15 protein-coding genes and 1 rRNA gene are annotated in these 14,975 nt (G+C 66.2%); 8 read left to right on the plus strand and 8 right to left on the minus strand.

Annotated elements, in window-relative coordinates; genetic code table 11:
* Window positions 1-218: 218 nt before the first annotated feature.
* Both serC and LQD00_RS11345 read right to left on the minus strand, forming a co-directional pair.
* Window positions 219-1,364 carry a phosphoserine transaminase gene (gene serC / locus LQD00_RS11340; RefSeq protein WP_232717278.1) on the minus strand — a complete coding sequence of 382 codons (1,146 nt, stop codon included), beginning with the start codon at window positions 1,362-1,364 and terminating at the stop codon, window positions 219-221.
* Between the two features lie 242 nt (window positions 1,365-1,606).
* Window positions 1,607-2,734, minus strand: a complete 1,128-nt coding sequence (locus LQD00_RS11345) for a citrate synthase 2 (RefSeq protein ID WP_232717279.1) — start codon at window positions 2,732-2,734, stop codon at window positions 1,607-1,609.
* 166 nt (window positions 2,735-2,900) lie between these two features.
* Between LQD00_RS11345 and pdxH the strand changes: the two genes are divergently transcribed.
* The 3 genes from pdxH to LQD00_RS11360 all read left to right on the plus strand — a co-directional run bounded on the left by pdxH (window position 2,901) and on the right by LQD00_RS11360 (window position 6,072).
* Window positions 2,901-3,596 carry a pyridoxamine 5'-phosphate oxidase gene (pdxH, locus tag LQD00_RS11350; protein WP_269784911.1) on the plus strand — a complete coding sequence of 232 codons (696 nt, stop codon included), beginning with the start codon at window positions 2,901-2,903 and terminating at the stop codon, window positions 3,594-3,596.
* Between the two features lie 89 nt (window positions 3,597-3,685).
* Entirely contained in the window at window positions 3,686-4,954 is a 1,269-nt protein-coding gene (locus tag LQD00_RS11355; RefSeq protein WP_232717281.1) for an MFS transporter, read from the plus strand.
* A 44-nt stretch (window positions 4,955-4,998) separates the two neighbouring features.
* Complete coding sequence (locus LQD00_RS11360) at window positions 4,999-6,072, plus strand: isopenicillin N synthase family dioxygenase (RefSeq protein WP_232717283.1); 1,074 nt, start codon at window positions 4,999-5,001, stop codon at window positions 6,070-6,072.
* A 99-nt stretch (window positions 6,073-6,171) separates the two neighbouring features.
* Here the strand turns inward: LQD00_RS11360 and LQD00_RS11365 are convergent, their stop codons facing one another.
* The 6 genes from LQD00_RS11365 to LQD00_RS11390 all read right to left on the minus strand — a co-directional run bounded on the left by LQD00_RS11365 (window position 6,172) and on the right by LQD00_RS11390 (window position 9,907).
* Window positions 6,172-7,293, minus strand: coding sequence for an oxygenase MpaB family protein (locus LQD00_RS11365; RefSeq protein ID WP_232717285.1), 1,122 nt, complete (start codon window positions 7,291-7,293; stop codon window positions 6,172-6,174).
* A 45-nt stretch (window positions 7,294-7,338) separates the two neighbouring features.
* Window positions 7,339-7,608 (minus strand): DUF4235 domain-containing protein, encoded by a 270-nt coding sequence (locus tag LQD00_RS11370; RefSeq protein WP_006868367.1) that lies wholly within the window; start codon window positions 7,606-7,608, stop codon window positions 7,339-7,341.
* Between the two features lie 23 nt (window positions 7,609-7,631).
* Window positions 7,632-7,889 (minus strand): DUF3618 domain-containing protein, encoded by a 258-nt coding sequence (locus LQD00_RS11375; protein WP_232717287.1) that lies wholly within the window; start codon window positions 7,887-7,889, stop codon window positions 7,632-7,634.
* Window positions 7,890-8,285: a phage holin family protein gene (locus LQD00_RS11380; protein WP_204718553.1), complete on the minus strand. Its 396-nt coding sequence runs from the start codon at window positions 8,283-8,285 to the stop codon at window positions 7,890-7,892. It lies immediately after the preceding gene.
* 84 nt (window positions 8,286-8,369) lie between these two features.
* On the minus strand, window positions 8,370-9,242 hold the full coding sequence (locus LQD00_RS11385; protein ID WP_232717288.1) for a 5-oxoprolinase subunit C family protein: 873 nt from the start codon (window positions 9,240-9,242) through the stop codon (window positions 8,370-8,372).
* Entirely contained in the window at window positions 9,239-9,907 is a 669-nt protein-coding gene (locus tag LQD00_RS11390; RefSeq protein WP_232717289.1) for a 5-oxoprolinase subunit B family protein, read from the minus strand. The genes LQD00_RS11385 and LQD00_RS11390 overlap by 4 nt, the downstream gene beginning before the upstream one ends.
* Before the next feature lie 58 nt (window positions 9,908-9,965).
* On the opposite strand from LQD00_RS11390, the gene LQD00_RS11395 reads away from it, so the two are divergent.
* The 5 genes from LQD00_RS11395 to LQD00_RS11415 form a co-directional block, all read left to right on the plus strand.
* Window positions 9,966-10,904, plus strand: a complete 939-nt coding sequence (locus LQD00_RS11395; protein ID WP_232717290.1) for a carbohydrate kinase family protein — start codon at window positions 9,966-9,968, stop codon at window positions 10,902-10,904.
* Between the two features lie 61 nt (window positions 10,905-10,965).
* A complete protein-coding gene (locus LQD00_RS11400; RefSeq protein ID WP_232717291.1) occupies window positions 10,966-12,288 on the plus strand; it encodes a citrate synthase in 1,323 nt (440 codons plus the stop codon).
* Window positions 12,289-12,361: 73 nt separating this feature from the next.
* Window positions 12,362-12,730, plus strand: coding sequence for an FKBP-type peptidyl-prolyl cis-trans isomerase (locus LQD00_RS11405; RefSeq protein ID WP_005198205.1), 369 nt, complete (start codon window positions 12,362-12,364; stop codon window positions 12,728-12,730).
* 14 nt (window positions 12,731-12,744) lie between these two features.
* The gene (locus LQD00_RS11410) at window positions 12,745-14,031 is read left to right on the plus strand and encodes a cryptochrome/photolyase family protein (RefSeq protein WP_232717292.1); all 1,287 of its coding nucleotides are present in this window, start codon (window positions 12,745-12,747) and stop codon (window positions 14,029-14,031) included.
* 560 nt (window positions 14,032-14,591) lie between these two features.
* A 16S ribosomal RNA gene (locus LQD00_RS11415) occupies window positions 14,592-14,975 on the plus strand; the annotation flags it as partial.

Consider the following 14,975-nt stretch of genomic DNA (forward strand, 5'->3'; position numbering starts at 1 on the left):
GTGGGTTCATGCATTGGGGTCACATTAACTCACCGATCTGCCGATTCACTGTGGGACACGCGGTAAAACCGCAGTTCAGAACGCGTGGGGCCGTTGCGACACCAGCGATGGGTGCGTCGTATGTGGTCTGTGGTGTCCAGGCTACCCGTCCGCCTGAACGCGACCGGCGCGTCGACCCGAGGGTGCGACGCGCCGGTGACGGACGGTTCTGGCCGAGCTCAGAGGCGCTCGACGATGTAGTCGATGCAGTTGGTGAGCTTGGTGATGTCCTCGGGATCGATGGCCGGGAACATGCCGATACGCAGCTGGTTGCGGCCCAGCTTGCGGTACGGCTCGGTGTCGACGACACCGTTGGCGCGCAGGGTCTTGGCGACCGCGGCGGCGTCGACATCGTCGTTGAAGTCGATGGTGCCGACGACCTGGCTGCGGTTGGCCGCTTCGGCCACGAACGGCGTCGCGTACTCGCTGGCCTCGGCCCACTGGTACAGACGCGAGCTCGAGTCGGCGGTGCGCGAGACGCACCAGTCGAGACCGCCGTTGTTGTTCATCCACTCGATCTGGTTGGCGAACAGCAGCAGCGAGCCGACGGCCGGGGTGTTGTAGGTCTGGTTCTTGCTGCTGTTGTCGACGGCGGTCGGCAGCGACAGGAACTCCGGGCACCAGCGGTCGGTCTCGGCGATCTCGGCGACCCGGGCGAGTGCACGCGGGCTCATCAGCGCGACCCACAGGCCGCCGTCCGAGGCGAAGCACTTCTGCGGCGCGAAGTAGTAGACGTCGGAGTCGGCGACGTTGACGGGCAGGCCGCCTGCACCGGAGGTGGCGTCGATGGCGATGAGCGCGTCGTCGGAGCCGGCGGGGCGCACGACCGGCACGGACACACCGGTCGAGGTCTCGTTGTGGGCCCAGCCGATGAGGTCGACGCCGCCGAAGTCGTCAGAGGTCAGCGCGGCGGGGTCGGGGGCGGTGCCGGGGTCGGTGGAGATGACCGCGGGCGAGTCCAGGAACGGCGCCTTCTTGGCGACGGTCGCGAACTTCGACGAGAACTCGCCGTAGGTGAGGTGGAGCGAACGCTGCTTGATCAGACCGAACGCGGCGGCATCCCAGAAAGCGGTGGTGCCGCCGTTGGAGAGGACGACCTCGTAGCCCTCGGGCAGCGAGAACAGGTTGGCCAGACCCTCACGGATCGAGCCGACCACGTTCTTGACCGGTGCCTGACGGTGGCTGGTGCCGAACACCGATGCACCGGTGTCGACGAGGGACTGCAACTGCTCGGGGCGCACCTTCGACGGCCCGCAACCGAAGCGGCCGTCCGACGGCAGCAGGTCGGCGGGCAGGGTGATGGGTGCGGTTGCGGAATCGCTCATGGCTGCAATTCTAGGGTTGTGGCGGACGCCACTTCCCGGCCACCTCGGCTTACGCGTTACCGAGCGCTCCCAGAATCGGCATTTCGGACTATCGCGGCGGGCCTTCCCGAGGATCGCTATTCGAGCCCAGAGCGCCTCTCATCCGGGTTGGCCGGCCGTGCAGCACAGCGGCTGACTGATGGCTCACCACGCCGCGCGAGACGCTGGTCAGGGTCCCGATTGCTTGGATTCTGCGGCGCCGGTTACAGCCCCGGCTTCACCAGGTCGCCCCAGCCGGCGACGTCCTCGGGACGGCGGGGTGCGGGACCGGTGTAGATCGCGGCGGGGCGGACGAGCTTGCCGAGGCGCTTCTGCTCCAGGATGTGGGCACACCAGCCGGCGGTGCGGCCGCAGGTGAACATGGCGGGCATCATGTGCGGCGGGACCTCGGCGAAGTCGAGGATGACGGCCGCCCAGAATTCGACATTGGTCTCGATCGCACGGTCGGGGCGTCGTTCACGGAGCTCGGTGAGTGCGGCCTGCTCGAGCGCAGCGGCCACCTCGAAGCGTGGGACCCCGAGCTCCTGGGCGGTGCGTCGGAGAACGCGGGCGCGGGGGTCCTCGGCGCGGTACACGCGGTGTCCGAAGCCCATCAGCTTCTCCTTGCGATCGAGGATGCCCTTCACCAATCCTCGTGCGTCGCCGGTGTTCTCGACCTCTTCGATCATCGGCAGCACGCGTGCCGGGGCGCCACCGTGCAGCGGTCCCGACATCGCGCCGATCGCTCCCGACAGCGACGCCGCGACGTCGGCGCCGGTGGAGGCGATGACCCGTGCGGTGAAGGTCGACGCATTCATGCCGTGCTCGGCGGCGCTGACCCAGTACGCGTCGATGGCGGCGACGTGCTTGGGGTCCGGGTCGCCCTTCCATCGGGTCATGAACCGCTCGGTGACGGTGGAACATTCGTCGATGACGTGCTGCGGGACCGCGGGCTGATGGATTCCGCGCGCGGACTGCGCCACATACGACAGCGCCATCACCGATGCGCGGGCCAGGTTCTCGCGCGCGGTCTCGTCGTCGATGTCCAGCAGGGGCTCGTAACCCCAGATCGGGGCGAGCATCGCAAGCGCGGCCTGCACGTCGACGCGCACGTCTCCGGTATGGATGGGCAGCGGGAACGGTTCGGCCGGGGGCAGTCCGTCGCCGAACTTGCCGTCGACGAGAAGAGCCCACACATCGGCGAAGGTCACCTTGTTCTCGACGAGATCCTCGATGTCGACGCCGCGATAACGCAGGTTGCCACCGTTCTTGTCGGGTTCGGCGATCTCGGTGGTGAATGCCACCACGCCTTCGAGACCTGGGATGAAATCCTCGGGAACCGCGTTGGCCATGACAACCACCTCACTCGAGACAACTGTGTCCTGCAATCACGTGCGTCGATCCAGATCGAACTGTAGATGAGCACGACGCCCCACGTGTACCAGGGAGTAACGATGTCGTCGGAGTAAATTCAGGCAAGTGTTGGAGAAACCGCTCGATTCGATCGACCTGCCGAACATGCGCGTCGGCTACGGCGGGGGTATTCCGCCCAACATCGGAGAGGGCGATCGTGCGGCGGGAGCAGACGGAATTCGCGAGAACCTCGACCCCAGCTGGCTACGCGGCGATCCGCCGTGGCTCGACTTGTTCAGCGTCTGGCTGAAAGAAGCCCTCGAAGCCCGGATCGCCGAACCCAACGCGATGGTCCTCGGGACCGCCGACGCCGACGGCCGGCCGTCGACCCGCACCGTGCTGTGCAAGGGTGTCGACGCCAATGGGGTGGTCTTCTTCTCCGGCTACGAGTCCGACAAGGGTCGGCACCTGGCCGCCAATCCCTACGCGTCGGTGACGTTCCCGTGGATCGCGTTGGAACGTCAGGTCCATTTCCGCGGTCCCGTCGAGCACGTCAGCGCCGAGGAGACCCAGGCCTACTGGGAGCTCCGACCGCGCGGCTCGCAGTTGTCGGCGGCCGCGTCGAATCAGTCCCGGCCGATCGGCAGCCGCCTCGAACTCGAGCAGAAGGCCGCCGACCTGGCCGACCGCTACGGCGGATTCGACGCCGGCGACGAGATCCCCGTCCCCTCGGACTGGGGTGGCTACCGCATCGATCCGGTGGAGGTCGAGTTCTGGCAGGGCCGGGCGAACCGTCTGCACAACCGGGTGCGGCTCACCCACGTCGACCACGAATGGCACATCGAACGACTGCAGCCCTGAGACGGAACCACTCGTGATCGGCGGGGATGTGTAGCGGTCCTCACGGACCGGACGGAGGTCACACCCGGTGGCGTCCTAGCATCGTGGGAATGTCACGGCTCCTCGCAGACACGACGCCCCTGCGGAACCAGTACTTCCGGCGTCTGTGGATCGCGAACATCGTCACGGTCATCGGGGCCCAGCTCACGATCATCGCGGTGCCCGCGCAGATCTACGAGATCACCGGTAGCTCCGCATACGTCGGACTGACCGGAGTGTTCGGTCTCGTCCCGCTCGTCGTCTTCGGGCTGTGGGGCGGCGCACTCGCCGACGTCGTCGACCGCCGGACACTTCTGATCGTCAGCACGATCGGCCTCATCGTCTGCAGCGCGCTGTTCTGGGCGCAGGCTGCGGCCGGCGGCGACAACGTGTGGATCCTGCTGGTGCTCTTCGCCGTTCAGCAGGCGTTCTTCGCGATCAACCAGCCGACGCGGACGGCGGTGCTGCCGCGCCTGCTCGACGCCAAGGACCTGCCCGCGGCGTTGTCGCTGAACATGACGGTCATGCAGGCGGGCGCGATCGCCGGACCGCTCGTCGGTGGTGCGCTGATCCCGATCCTCGGCTACTCGTGGCTCTACTTCGCCGACACGCTGTTCCTCCTGCCGACGCTGATCGCGGTCGTGATGTTGCCGTCGCTGCGGCCCGAGAGCGACGCCGCGCCGAAGGTCGCGGGACTGCGGTCGGTGATCGAGGGTCTCCGCTACCTGACCGGTCACAAGATCCTGATGGCGTCGTTCCTCGTGGACCTCATCGCGATGATCTTCGGCATGCCCCGGGCGCTCTTCCCCCAGATGGCGCACGAGAACTTCGGCGGGCCGGAGGGCGGCGGCATCGCCTTCGCCCTGCTGTTCACGGCGATCTCGGCGGGCGCCGTGGTCGGCGGCATCTTCTCGGGCTGGGTCACGCGCGTCGAACGGCAGGGTCTGGCCGTGATCGTGTGCATCATCATCTGGGGTCTGGCGATCACCGGCACGGGTATCGCGGTCTCCTTCGCCGACGGTGCGGCGATGCCGATGCTCGTCGTCGCGGTGGTCCTGCTGATGATCGGCGGTGCCGCCGACATGGCCTCGGCTGCCTTCCGCCAGACCATCCTGCTCGAGGCCGCCAACGACGAGGTGCGCGGACGCCTGCAGGGCGTGTTCATCGTGGTGGTCGCAGGCGGACCGCGTATCGCCGACGTCGCGCACGGTACCGCCGCGGCATCGATCGGCGTCGCAGCGGCGACAGCCTTCGGTGGCGTCGCCGTGGTGATCGCGACGATCATCGCCGCGCTGCTGATCCCGGCCTTCGTCCAGTACCGGGCAGGTCAGCGCACCTGACCTGTTCGTCGCCTGGCCAGCGGTTTCGGCGTTTCGGTGTCACCATGGACGCCATGACCGCCGCCACCGAGGGTTTCGGAGTGCCGATCATCGACATCTCGCCCTACATCCGCAACGGTGATCCCGCCGACCGGGCCGTCGTCGCGGCGAAGGTCGACGACGCCGCCAGCTCGGTGGGGTTCATGCAGATCGTCGGCCACGAGATCCCGCCCGCGGTCATCGAGGAATTCACCGCGGTCATGGACGATTTCTTCGCGCTTCCGCTCGAAGTGAAGAAGGCCTATCGCACGCCGCCCGAGATCAATCGCGGTTATGCGCCACCGAAGTCGGAGTCGTTGTCGCTGTCGCTGGGCGTCGAACAGGCGGGCCGGATGAACGACTTCTTCGAGGCGTTCAACGTCGGCGTCGAAGCGCGCGAATACCCCGACCTCGCTCTTCCCGAGGACCACTACGCCGCGAACACGTGGCCGGCCGTCGACCACTTCGAGGCGGCGGTGTCGGCGTACTTCGTCGAGGCACGACGCGTCGCGCACACCCTGACCCGCATCTTCGCCGACGCCCTCGACCTCCCCGCCGACTTCTTCGAGGGTTTCACCGACCATTCGCTCGACGTCCTGCGCATGAACAACTACGCCCTCCCGCCCGGCGAGATCGATCTCGACGGGGAGCTGACGGGCATGGGGGAGCACACCGACTACGGCATCGTCACGGTGTTGTGGGCGGATCAGGTGAAGGGTCTGCAGGTCCTCGACCGCCAGGGTCGATGGCACGACGTCAGCCCCGAAGACGGTGCACTGCTGATCAATCTCGGTGACCTGATGGCCCGCTGGACCAACGAGCGGTGGATGTCGACGCTGCATCGGGTGAAACCGCCGATCGTCGATGGCGCGATCGAGCGCCGACGATCCGCGGCCTACTTCCACGACGGCAACATCGACGCGATGATCGCGACCCTGCCGTCGTGTGTCGGTGCAGGCAGCCGATACTCGCCGATCACGGTGGGGGAGCACATCGGCGCGAAACTCGCCGGCTCACGGGCCGGTCGGCCGAACCCGTATGCGCATCGTGAGGCCGAACGGGTACGCCATGCGATGCGTCGGGGGCTGGGGCAGCAGTAGATCGGCCGATTCGCTCACTCCATGCGTTCCCGCTCAGCAGAATAAGGTGAGCGCCGACGGAGATCGTGAGCGCGACCGCCCGCCCGACTGCCCGGGACCTCAGTCCGAGGTCAACACCGTCGGATACGTGGCTCGACGAGCAGCGGTCACCGGGCAGTAGTGCATCGGGTTGTCGCGCTGGTCCAGCGGCGGCAGGTTGCGCTTGGGTGTGTGCACGATCGGCGCGTCCTTCGCGACCTTGCCGTTGACGCGGTCCCAGGCGTCGCGCGGTCGCGGATGGCGCAGAAAGCGTTTCGGCAACATCTTGTGCATGACGAGGTTGATGCCCTTGCCCAGCAGGCGGAATCGACGCTCGTCGGCATCGGACCACTCGAGCCCGAGGATCTCGCGGATCGGCTCGTCGTAGAAGCCGGTGGTCAGCCACATGAACAGCTTCTGGTTCTGCGGGACGAGGTATTTGTCCCAGACCGACTTCGGGACGAAGCTCAGGAACGGCGGCGGCGGCAGCTGGGTGATGTCGAGGACCGTACGCACCGAGACGTGGTCACGAAGCACGTTGCGGCACATGTAGTCCCAGTACTCGAGGAAATCCTCGTAGGTCTCCGGGACGGGACGCATCGAGACACCGTACTGGGCGTACCAGGCCTTGGACTCCTCGAACAGCTGGCGCTTCTGATCCTCGGTGAGGAACGGGCCGAACCGTTCGCACAGACGGACGTTGCCGTACCAGAACGTCGCATGCGCCCAGTAGAAGACGTCGGGATCGAGTGCGTGGTAACGCGATCCGTCCTCCATCGTGCCCTTGACCGTCTTGTGGTAATCGCGCACCTCGAGGCCGGTCTCCGCGCCGGGGATGACGGAGTCGAAGACGACGCCGCTGATCGGATAGAGCGAACGCATGAGGCGCTGCCAGCGTTCGCCGAAGAAGTCGGAGTGATCCCAGACGGCCGCACCCAGCTTGGGGTGCATGTTCTGGATCGAGCCGGCCCACAGTCCTTGGAACATGCCGGTCCAGGTGCCCCAGATCTGCCAGGTCAGCGAGTCGGGACCGAGGGGTTCGTACTCGTGGGCGGCTTTGATCCCGGAGGCGTTGATCTCGTAGCCGTCTTCGGAGAACTCGGCACCTGAGGACTGCTCGGCCGGGCAACTCGCCGCGGCCGGAGCGTCCTCTGGGGTGTGAACGGGACAGGTGTTCTGTGCGTCGTTCAGTACCTCGGTCATGAGACAGAACCCTAGGTTCGTCTCAGATGGGTGTCAACCATCGGCCTAGTCGGGGCTCTCATGCGTGACCGCCTTGTATCCGCGGGCTCCCGCTCGGTCGACGGCGGCGCGGACCAGTCCGAAGACGAGTCCCTGCAGTGCAGCGGCTGCCAACACCTCGGTGTTGCTGCGGTCGAGATCCTTGGGGTCGGGGGCTTCGGAATCATCGGAGATCCGCTTCCAGATCTGGCCGAACACGGCGCCCGCGGCGATTCCGCCGAGCACGCTCGTCGCCAGGGAGAGCGGTTTGTAGAACGTCTTGGACACGGCACTCATGTCGAACTCCTTGTGGATGGGGGTCAGCTGCGACGGCGTTTGACGACGATGACGGTGCCGATGGCGAGTACCGCGGCCACCGCGACGCCGATCAGCGTCGTCCGGTTCTCCTCGGCCTTCACCTTCGCGGTCTGAGCGGTCTCCGCGGCAGCCGTGTTCAGGCGCGCCGGGACGTCGAGCTTCGCTGCCAGCGCGTCGACCGTCTCGGCGAGTTCCTCGCGCTGCTGTTCGATCGGGGGCGGGTCGTCGGCCGGATTCCGGTCGGGTTGCGTGTCACTCATCTACAGGTGCTCCTTCACGGTTTCGACGTCGCGCTGAACGCTCTCGACGGTGTGCTCGGGGGCGGGTGGGACAGCTGATTTCGCACGCTTGGCGCCGATGGCCGCGGCCGCTCCGCCGATCACCAGCAACGCCACGCCGACGATCACCGCGGCAAGCCACGCGGGAACTGCGTTCGCCAGGCCCAGGACGGCGGCTGCGATCAGCGTTCCGAGGCCGAAGAGCATCAACAGGGTGCCCGCGCCGGAAATCCCCGCACCGACTCCGATCCGGGTGCCCTTGCCCTTCATCTCCGCCACCGCATTCTGCAGCTCGGTTTTGACCAGGGTGGTCGTCTGACTCTGCAGGCGTTCGACGAGTTGCACGGTCGACAGGTCGTTCACAGACGGATCGCTCACGTTGGTACCTCCATTCGGGGACGTCCACCGCGTTCCCGACGGTCAGCGGTCCCAAACGTGAGCCTCGGACGTGAGCCTCGAGCGTCATCGCCTCCGGAAGCGGACCTCCGAACCGGGGACCAGCTGGGCCGCGAGATCGACCGCGGCATCGGTCAGGACGGCCACGACGGGGTAACCGCCGGTGACGGGATGGTCGGCGAGGAACAGCACCGGTCGTCCGCTCGGCGGCACCTGCACTGCGCCGTGTGCGACGCCCTCCGAACGCAATTCGCCGGCGTCTTCCCGATGCGCCAGCAGGGGATACGACGAAGCCTCGGCGCGGTCGATACGCACACCGACGCGGTTGCTGTCGGCCCCGACGACCCACGTCCCCGCACAAAGATCCGCCGGAGCGGCCAGCAGTTCGGCGCGGGGGCCCTCGTCCACCTCGAGTACGACAACCCGCGGATGTGCGGTGTTCGCCGGCGCGGACTCGACGGGCGGCCACTCGCCGGCGGCGTCACCCACCGTCACGATCACATTCGCGGTCAGAGCCGGAGGTCCCAACCCTGACAGGGTGTCGGTCGACCGAGAACCCAGGACCGGCTCGACGTCGAACCCGCCGCGGACCGCGAGATAATTGCGCAATCCCCATGTCGGCGGATCGACGGCCAGTTCGTCACCTTCACGCAGTACGACGGTCGCGGCGAGTCCGACGGGAACTCCGTTGTGGCGCACAGCGGTGTCGGCTCCGGTCACCACGGCCAGCACGTCGCCTTCGGCGCGGATGCGCAGGCCGCCGAGGGTCGTCTCGATCGTGGCCGCCGATTCGTCGTTGCCGACAAGACGATTGGCCAACCTCAGCGAGCCGCGATCTGCGCCGCCGGACACCGGCACGCCGAGATGGGCGTAGCCGGGACGCCCGAGATCCTGGAAGGTCGCGAGAGGGCCGGTCGCGAGCACGGTGACGGCGGTCATCCGCGGCCGCCCGTCCCGGCGTCGACGAACCGCACGATCCGCCCGGTCGCGAACAGTGCGGGCGGGTCGGCCGTCTCGTCCCACAGGCGAACATCGGTGCGGCCCAACAACTGCCACCCACCCGGGCTCGCCTTCGGGTACACGGCGCTGTAACCGGCGGCGATCGCCACTGCACCTTCCGGCACGCGTGTACGTGCCTCGGCGCGCCGGCCCACCGCGTCGAACGGGTGCGGTGTCGGTTCGTCGGCGACCAGATATCCGAACCCGGGTGCGAAGCCCATGAACTGCACCCGCCATCGGGTGCGGCAGTGCAGACCGATCACCTCGTCGGTCGAGATGTCCAGCGCATCAGCGACATCCGCAAGGTCGTCACCGTCGTAGTGGACCGGGATGACGATCTCGTCGGCCGACCCGGCGCCGCGATCGACGCCGGAGCGTCGGCGCCGCAACGCCCGCCGCACACCCAGCTCGTCGACGCCACGACCCGGCCGTGCCTGCACCAGCAGCGTGTGCGCACTCGGCACCAGATCGGTGACTTCCGGCAACTCTCCCCGGTCCACCGCATCACGCAGGGCGACCGTCGCGTCGAGCACTGCGGCCGACGGGGACTCGTCGGCCGAGAAGTCGAGCACGACCGCATCAGGGCCCGCCGGCAACTCTCGCATGCACAGAATCTACCGCCGGGGGACTGGCAGACTGGGTCACACAGAGAAGAGGGGTCTTATGAGAGAGATCGTCGTCTGCGGCGAAGCGCTCGTCGACGTGGTCCAGGAGAAGCGGGCATCAGGTGCGGCGCTGGCGCCGCTGCAGCCGGCGCTGGGAGGCGGGCCCTTCAACGTCGCGATCACCTTGGGACGCTTGGGGAGTGCCGTGTCATTGCTGTCGGCGGTGTCGACCGACAACTACGGCCGGGCGATCGTCGACGCACTGCAGGGCGCCGGTGTGGGTACGGCGATGCTGCAGCGTCGAGATGAACCGACGTCGCTGGCCCTGGCCACCGTCGCCGATGACGGTTCCGCGCAGTATTCCTTCTATGTGGAAGGCACGGCGGATCGCACTGTCACCGACCCGGGTTCGCTGGCCCCGACCGTCGCGGCGGTGACCTTCGGAACCCTCTCGCTCGTGCTCGAACCGGGGGCGACCGTCTACGAGGACCTGATGCGGCGCTGCCACGCCGAACGCCGACTCGTCGTGCTGGATCCGAACATTCGCTCGGTCGTCATCCCGGACGCCGATGCCTACCGGGGCCGTTTCCGCAGTTGGATGTCGTCCGTCGACGTCGTGAAGCTGTCGGACGAGGATGCGGCGTGGCTGGGCGAGGGCCCCCGGGGGAGTGCTGTGAAGGACTGGCTCGCCGACGGTGTCGCCGCCGTGATCACCACCGCGGGGGCGTCCGGGATCACCGTGACCACCGCGCAGGACGAGGTCACCGTGCCGGCCCGGAACGTCGACGTCGTCGACACGATCGGGGCCGGCGACAGCGTCCTGGGAGGCGTCGTGCACCAGCTCGACCGACTGGGTGCGCTGGCACCGGATTCCGTTCGCTCACTGACGACCGATCAGTGGCGTGAGGTCGCCGAATTCGCAGCTCACGTCGCTGCGGTCACCGTCTCGCGGCCCGGCGCCGACCCTCCTTGGGCAAGCGAGCTGAGAAGCGACTAGTTTGTACCTGTGTGTCCTATCCGGACACTGTCAAAAACTCTGATCTGAATAAGGGGTTCGTGTGTCTGCTGAAACAGTCCCAGCCGACCAGGCGTCCGACACGGCCTCAGCGACCTTCACCTACCCCGGTGGACAGCTGGAGCTCCCGATCCTGAAGGCCACCGAGGGCACCGACTCGGTTGCACTCGGCAAGCTGCTTGCCGAGACCAATCTGACCACCTTCGACGGTGGATTCGTGAACACCGCGTCGACCAAGTCGGCCATCACCTACATCGACGGCGACGCCGGCATCCTGCGGTACCGCGGTATCCCGATCGACCAGCTCGCAGAGAAGTCGACCTTCATCGAGGTGAGCTACCTGCTCATCTACGGCGAGCTCCCGACCCCGTCGCAGCTCGAGGACTTCACCACCAAGATCCAGCGGCACACCCTGCTGCACGAGGATCTCAAGCGTTTCTTCGACGGCTTCCCCCGCAACGCACACCCGATGCCGGTGCTGTCGAGCGCGGTCAACGCCCTGTCGGCGTACTACCAGGATTCGCTCGATCCCAAGGACGACGAGCAGGTCGAGCTGTCGACGATCCGCCTCCTGGCGAAGCTGCCGACCATCGCCGCCTACGCCTACAAGAAGTCGGCCGGGCAGCCTTTCCTGTACCCGGACAACTCGCTGAGCCTCGTCGAGAACTTCCTGCGCATGACCTTCGGCTTCCCGGCCGAGCCCTACGAGGTCAACCCGGACGTCGCCAAGGCCCTCGACATGCTGTTCATCCTGCATGCCGATCACGAGCAGAACTGCTCGACATCGACGGTCCGTCTCGTCGGCTCGTCGCAGGCGAACCTCTTCACCTCGATCTCCGGCGGCATCAACGCCCTCTGGGGCCCGCTGCACGGCGGCGCCAACCAGGCGGTGCTCGAGATGCTCGACGCCATCCGCGCCGACGGTGGCGACACCAAGGAGTTCATGAAGCGGGTGAAGAACAAGGAAGCCGGCGTCAAGCTGATGGGCTTCGGTCACCGCGTCTACAAGAACTACGATCCGCGGGCCGCGATCGTGAAGAAGACCGCCGACTCGATCCTCCAGACCCTCGGGGTCGAGGACGAGCTCCTCGACATCGCGAAGGGTCTCGAAGAGGTCGCGTTGTCCGACGACTACTTCATCGAGCGCAAGCTGTACCCGAACGTGGACTTCTACACGGGCGTCATCTACCGTGCGATGGGCTTCCCGACGCGGATGTTCACCGTCCTGTTCGCGCTGGGCCGCCTTCCGGGCTGGATCGCCCACTGGCGTGAGATGCACGAGGACCCGACCACCAAGATCGGGCGTCCGCGTCAGCTCTACACCGGATACACCGAGCGTGACTACGTGCAGATGGGTGATCGCTGAGCGATCGCCCCGCCAGGTCGGGTCGCCGACCACCCGGAACAACGACTGACCGCCCGACTCAAAGGAGAGTCCTGTGACCAGCACTGAGAAGCCCGAAGTCGAGTTCCAGGCGGGTCCCCCGCCGGCCGACCTCACCATCACCGACCTGATCGTCGGCGACGGTGCCGAGGCCGTCCGCGGGGGCGTCGTCGACGTCCACTACGTGGGTGTCGACTACGAGACCGGCGAAGAGTTCGACTCCTCATGGGATCGCGGCCAGTCGGCCAACTTCCCGCTGGATCGGCTGATCCCGGGCTGGCAGGAAGGCATCCCCGGCATGAAGGTCGGCGGCCGTCGCCAGCTGACCGTCCCGCCGGAGCTGGCCTATGGGCCGGCCGGCGCGGGGCACCGCCTCTCGGGACGGACCCTCGTGTTCGTCATCGACCTGCTCGGAGTGGGCTGACGTCCACCAACCTGGTGTGGCTCAGACGCGACCTGCGCCTGAGCGACCTACCAGCGCTTTCCACAGCCAGAGGGACCGACGATTCGTCGGTCCTTCTGTGCTTTGTGGTGGACCCACGGCTCGAGAAGTCATCGGGGGAGCGTCGACTCGCATTCCTCTTCGATTCGCTCCGCGAGGTCGACGACAAGCTCGACGGGAAGTTGCTCGTCGTGCGGGGACGCCCCGACGAGGAGATCCCGCGCCTCGCGAAGGCCGTGGATGCCGAGGCCGTGCACATCTCCGGGGACTTCACCCCTTTCGGCCGACGCCGCGATGAGGCCGTCGCCGAAGCGCTCGGCGACATCCCGCTGGAGGCCACCGGTTCCCCGTATCTGGTCTCGCCCGGTCGGGTCACCAAGGACGACGGTGAACCGTACAAGGTGTTCTCCCCGTACTTCCGCCGGTGGCGTGAACACGGTTGGCGGAAACCGGCCGATTCCTCCATCCCGGGTTCTGCGGTTCTCGATCCGTCGCAGGTCGAGAAGTCCGGCCGGATCACGATCCCGGAGGCGCCGACAACCCTGTCCTTCCCCGCCGGTGAGGATGCCGCGCTGGCGCGATGGGCCGAATTCGTCGATGACGACCTCGCCGACTACGACACCGGCCGCAATGATCCGGCCGCCGACGTGACCAGCCGGATGTCGGCGTACCTGAAGTACGGCAACATCCACCCGCGCACGCTCGCCGCCGATCTCGGCAAAGACGAAGGGCCGCAAGCGTATCTACGCGAACTCGCGTTCCGCGACTTCTACGCAGACGTTCTCTTCCATTGGCCACACAGCTTGTGGCACAACTGGAATCGGCAATTCGACGACATCGAGCTGGACACCGACGACGACGCCTACGAACGTTTCGAGGCGTGGAAGGCCGGACGCACCGGCTTTCCTCTTGTCGACGCCGGCATGCGCCAGCTCGCCGAGACCGGCTGGATGCACAACCGGGTCCGCATGGTCACCGCGTCATTCCTGGTGAAAGACCTCCACCTGCCGTGGTGGTGGGGTGCGGAGTGGTTCCTCGACCAACTCGTCGACGGCGACATGGCCTCGAACAACCACGGGTGGCAGTGGGCAGCCGGCACCGGAACCGATGCGGCGCCGTACTTCCGGGTGTTCAACCCGGAGGCACAGGCCAAGAAGTTCGATCCCAAGGGGGAGTACGTCCGACGCTGGGTGGGGGACGTCGACGCCGACGATTACCCGGAACCGATCGTCGAGCACAAAGCGGAGCGCGAGGAAGCGCTTCGACGGTTCGGTGCGATCTAGTCCGGTGAAAATGCCCCTGACCAGCCGATTTGTGTTGAGGGTAAAGTCTGCGTAACTTATGTCGAGTCAGCGAGCCACGGCGCCGCCCCGGAAGACCTGAGAGGGTCTGGAGACGGGGAGTGGAGACCGGGTTTTTCGCTGGCCGCCCCTTGAATGTTCGGTTCGAGACTTCGTGTCTCGGGTTGGTGTTCGAGGGTTGCCAGATCCCTTGTGAGTCGCGAACTTCGGGTTTGTGGGTCGCGGTGAGGGTCTGGTAGGCTGGAAGAGTTGCCCCGGAGACGGGGTTAGCGTGGAAAGTCAGAACAAGTCTGCTGGTGACGGCCCTTGTGGGGTTGGTAGCTGGTGGGTGTGTGTTCTTTGAGAACTCGATAGTGTGATGATGAATTGTCTGATGCCATTTTGTGGCATCGAGCATTCTTTATGGATGTAGATGTTTATTTTTTGTGTGGCGCTCGGCCCCGTCTGGGTGTCACATTAAGCTAGTTTTGGATTGGTCAGGTTTGCTTTCCTGATTGTGTTGAAATAGCCGGCCTTTCGGGGTTGGTGGTTTTCACTATTTTTTCATGGAGAGTTTGATCCTGGCTCAGGACGAACGCTGGCGGCGTGCTTAACACATGCAAGTCGAACGGAAAGGCCCAGCTTGCTGGGTACTCGAGTGGCGAACGGGTGAGTAACACGTGGGTGATCTGCCCTGGACTCTGGGATAAGCCTGGGAAACTGGGTCTAATACCGGATATGACCTTACGTTGCATGACGTTTGGTGGAAAGCTTTTGCGGTTCAGGATGGGCCCGCGGCCTATCAGCTTGTTGGTGGGGTAATGGCCTACCAAGGCGACGACGGGTAGCCGACCTGAGAGGGTGATCGGCCACACTGGGACTGAGACACGGCCCAGACTCCTACGGGAGGCAGCAGTGGGGAATATTGCACAATGGGCGCAAGCCTG

Origin of the sequence: Gordonia metallireducens, from assembly GCF_021245825.1 — a bacterium.
Taxonomy (GTDB): Bacteria; Actinomycetota; Actinomycetes; order Mycobacteriales; family Mycobacteriaceae; genus Gordonia; species Gordonia namibiensis.

Excerpts from the sequence above, each read along its gene's own strand:
- serC (WP_232717278.1), bottom strand. The coding sequence starts at position 1,364 with ATGAGCGATTCCGCAACCGCACCCATCACCCTGCCCGCCGACCTGCTG.
- LQD00_RS11345 (WP_232717279.1), bottom strand. The coding sequence starts at position 2,734 with ATGGCCAACGCGGTTCCCGAGGATTTCATCCCAGGTCTCGAAGGCGTG.
- pdxH (WP_269784911.1), top strand. The coding sequence starts at position 2,901 with ATGCGCGTCGGCTACGGCGGGGGTATTCCGCCCAACATCGGAGAGGGC.
- LQD00_RS11355 (WP_232717281.1), top strand. The coding sequence starts at position 3,686 with ATGTCACGGCTCCTCGCAGACACGACGCCCCTGCGGAACCAGTACTTC.
- LQD00_RS11360 (WP_232717283.1), top strand. The coding sequence starts at position 4,999 with ATGGACGCCATGACCGCCGCCACCGAGGGTTTCGGAGTGCCGATCATC.
- LQD00_RS11365 (WP_232717285.1), bottom strand. The coding sequence starts at position 7,293 with ATGACCGAGGTACTGAACGACGCACAGAACACCTGTCCCGTTCACACC.
- LQD00_RS11370 (WP_006868367.1), bottom strand. The coding sequence starts at position 7,608 with ATGAGTGCCGTGTCCAAGACGTTCTACAAACCGCTCTCCCTGGCGACG.
- LQD00_RS11375 (WP_232717287.1), bottom strand. The coding sequence starts at position 7,889 with ATGAGTGACACGCAACCCGACCGGAATCCGGCCGACGACCCGCCCCCG.
- LQD00_RS11385 (WP_232717288.1), bottom strand. The coding sequence starts at position 9,242 with ATGACCGCCGTCACCGTGCTCGCGACCGGCCCTCTCGCGACCTTCCAG.
- LQD00_RS11390 (WP_232717289.1), bottom strand. The coding sequence starts at position 9,907 with ATGCGAGAGTTGCCGGCGGGCCCTGATGCGGTCGTGCTCGACTTCTCG.
- LQD00_RS11395 (WP_232717290.1), top strand. The coding sequence starts at position 9,966 with ATGAGAGAGATCGTCGTCTGCGGCGAAGCGCTCGTCGACGTGGTCCAG.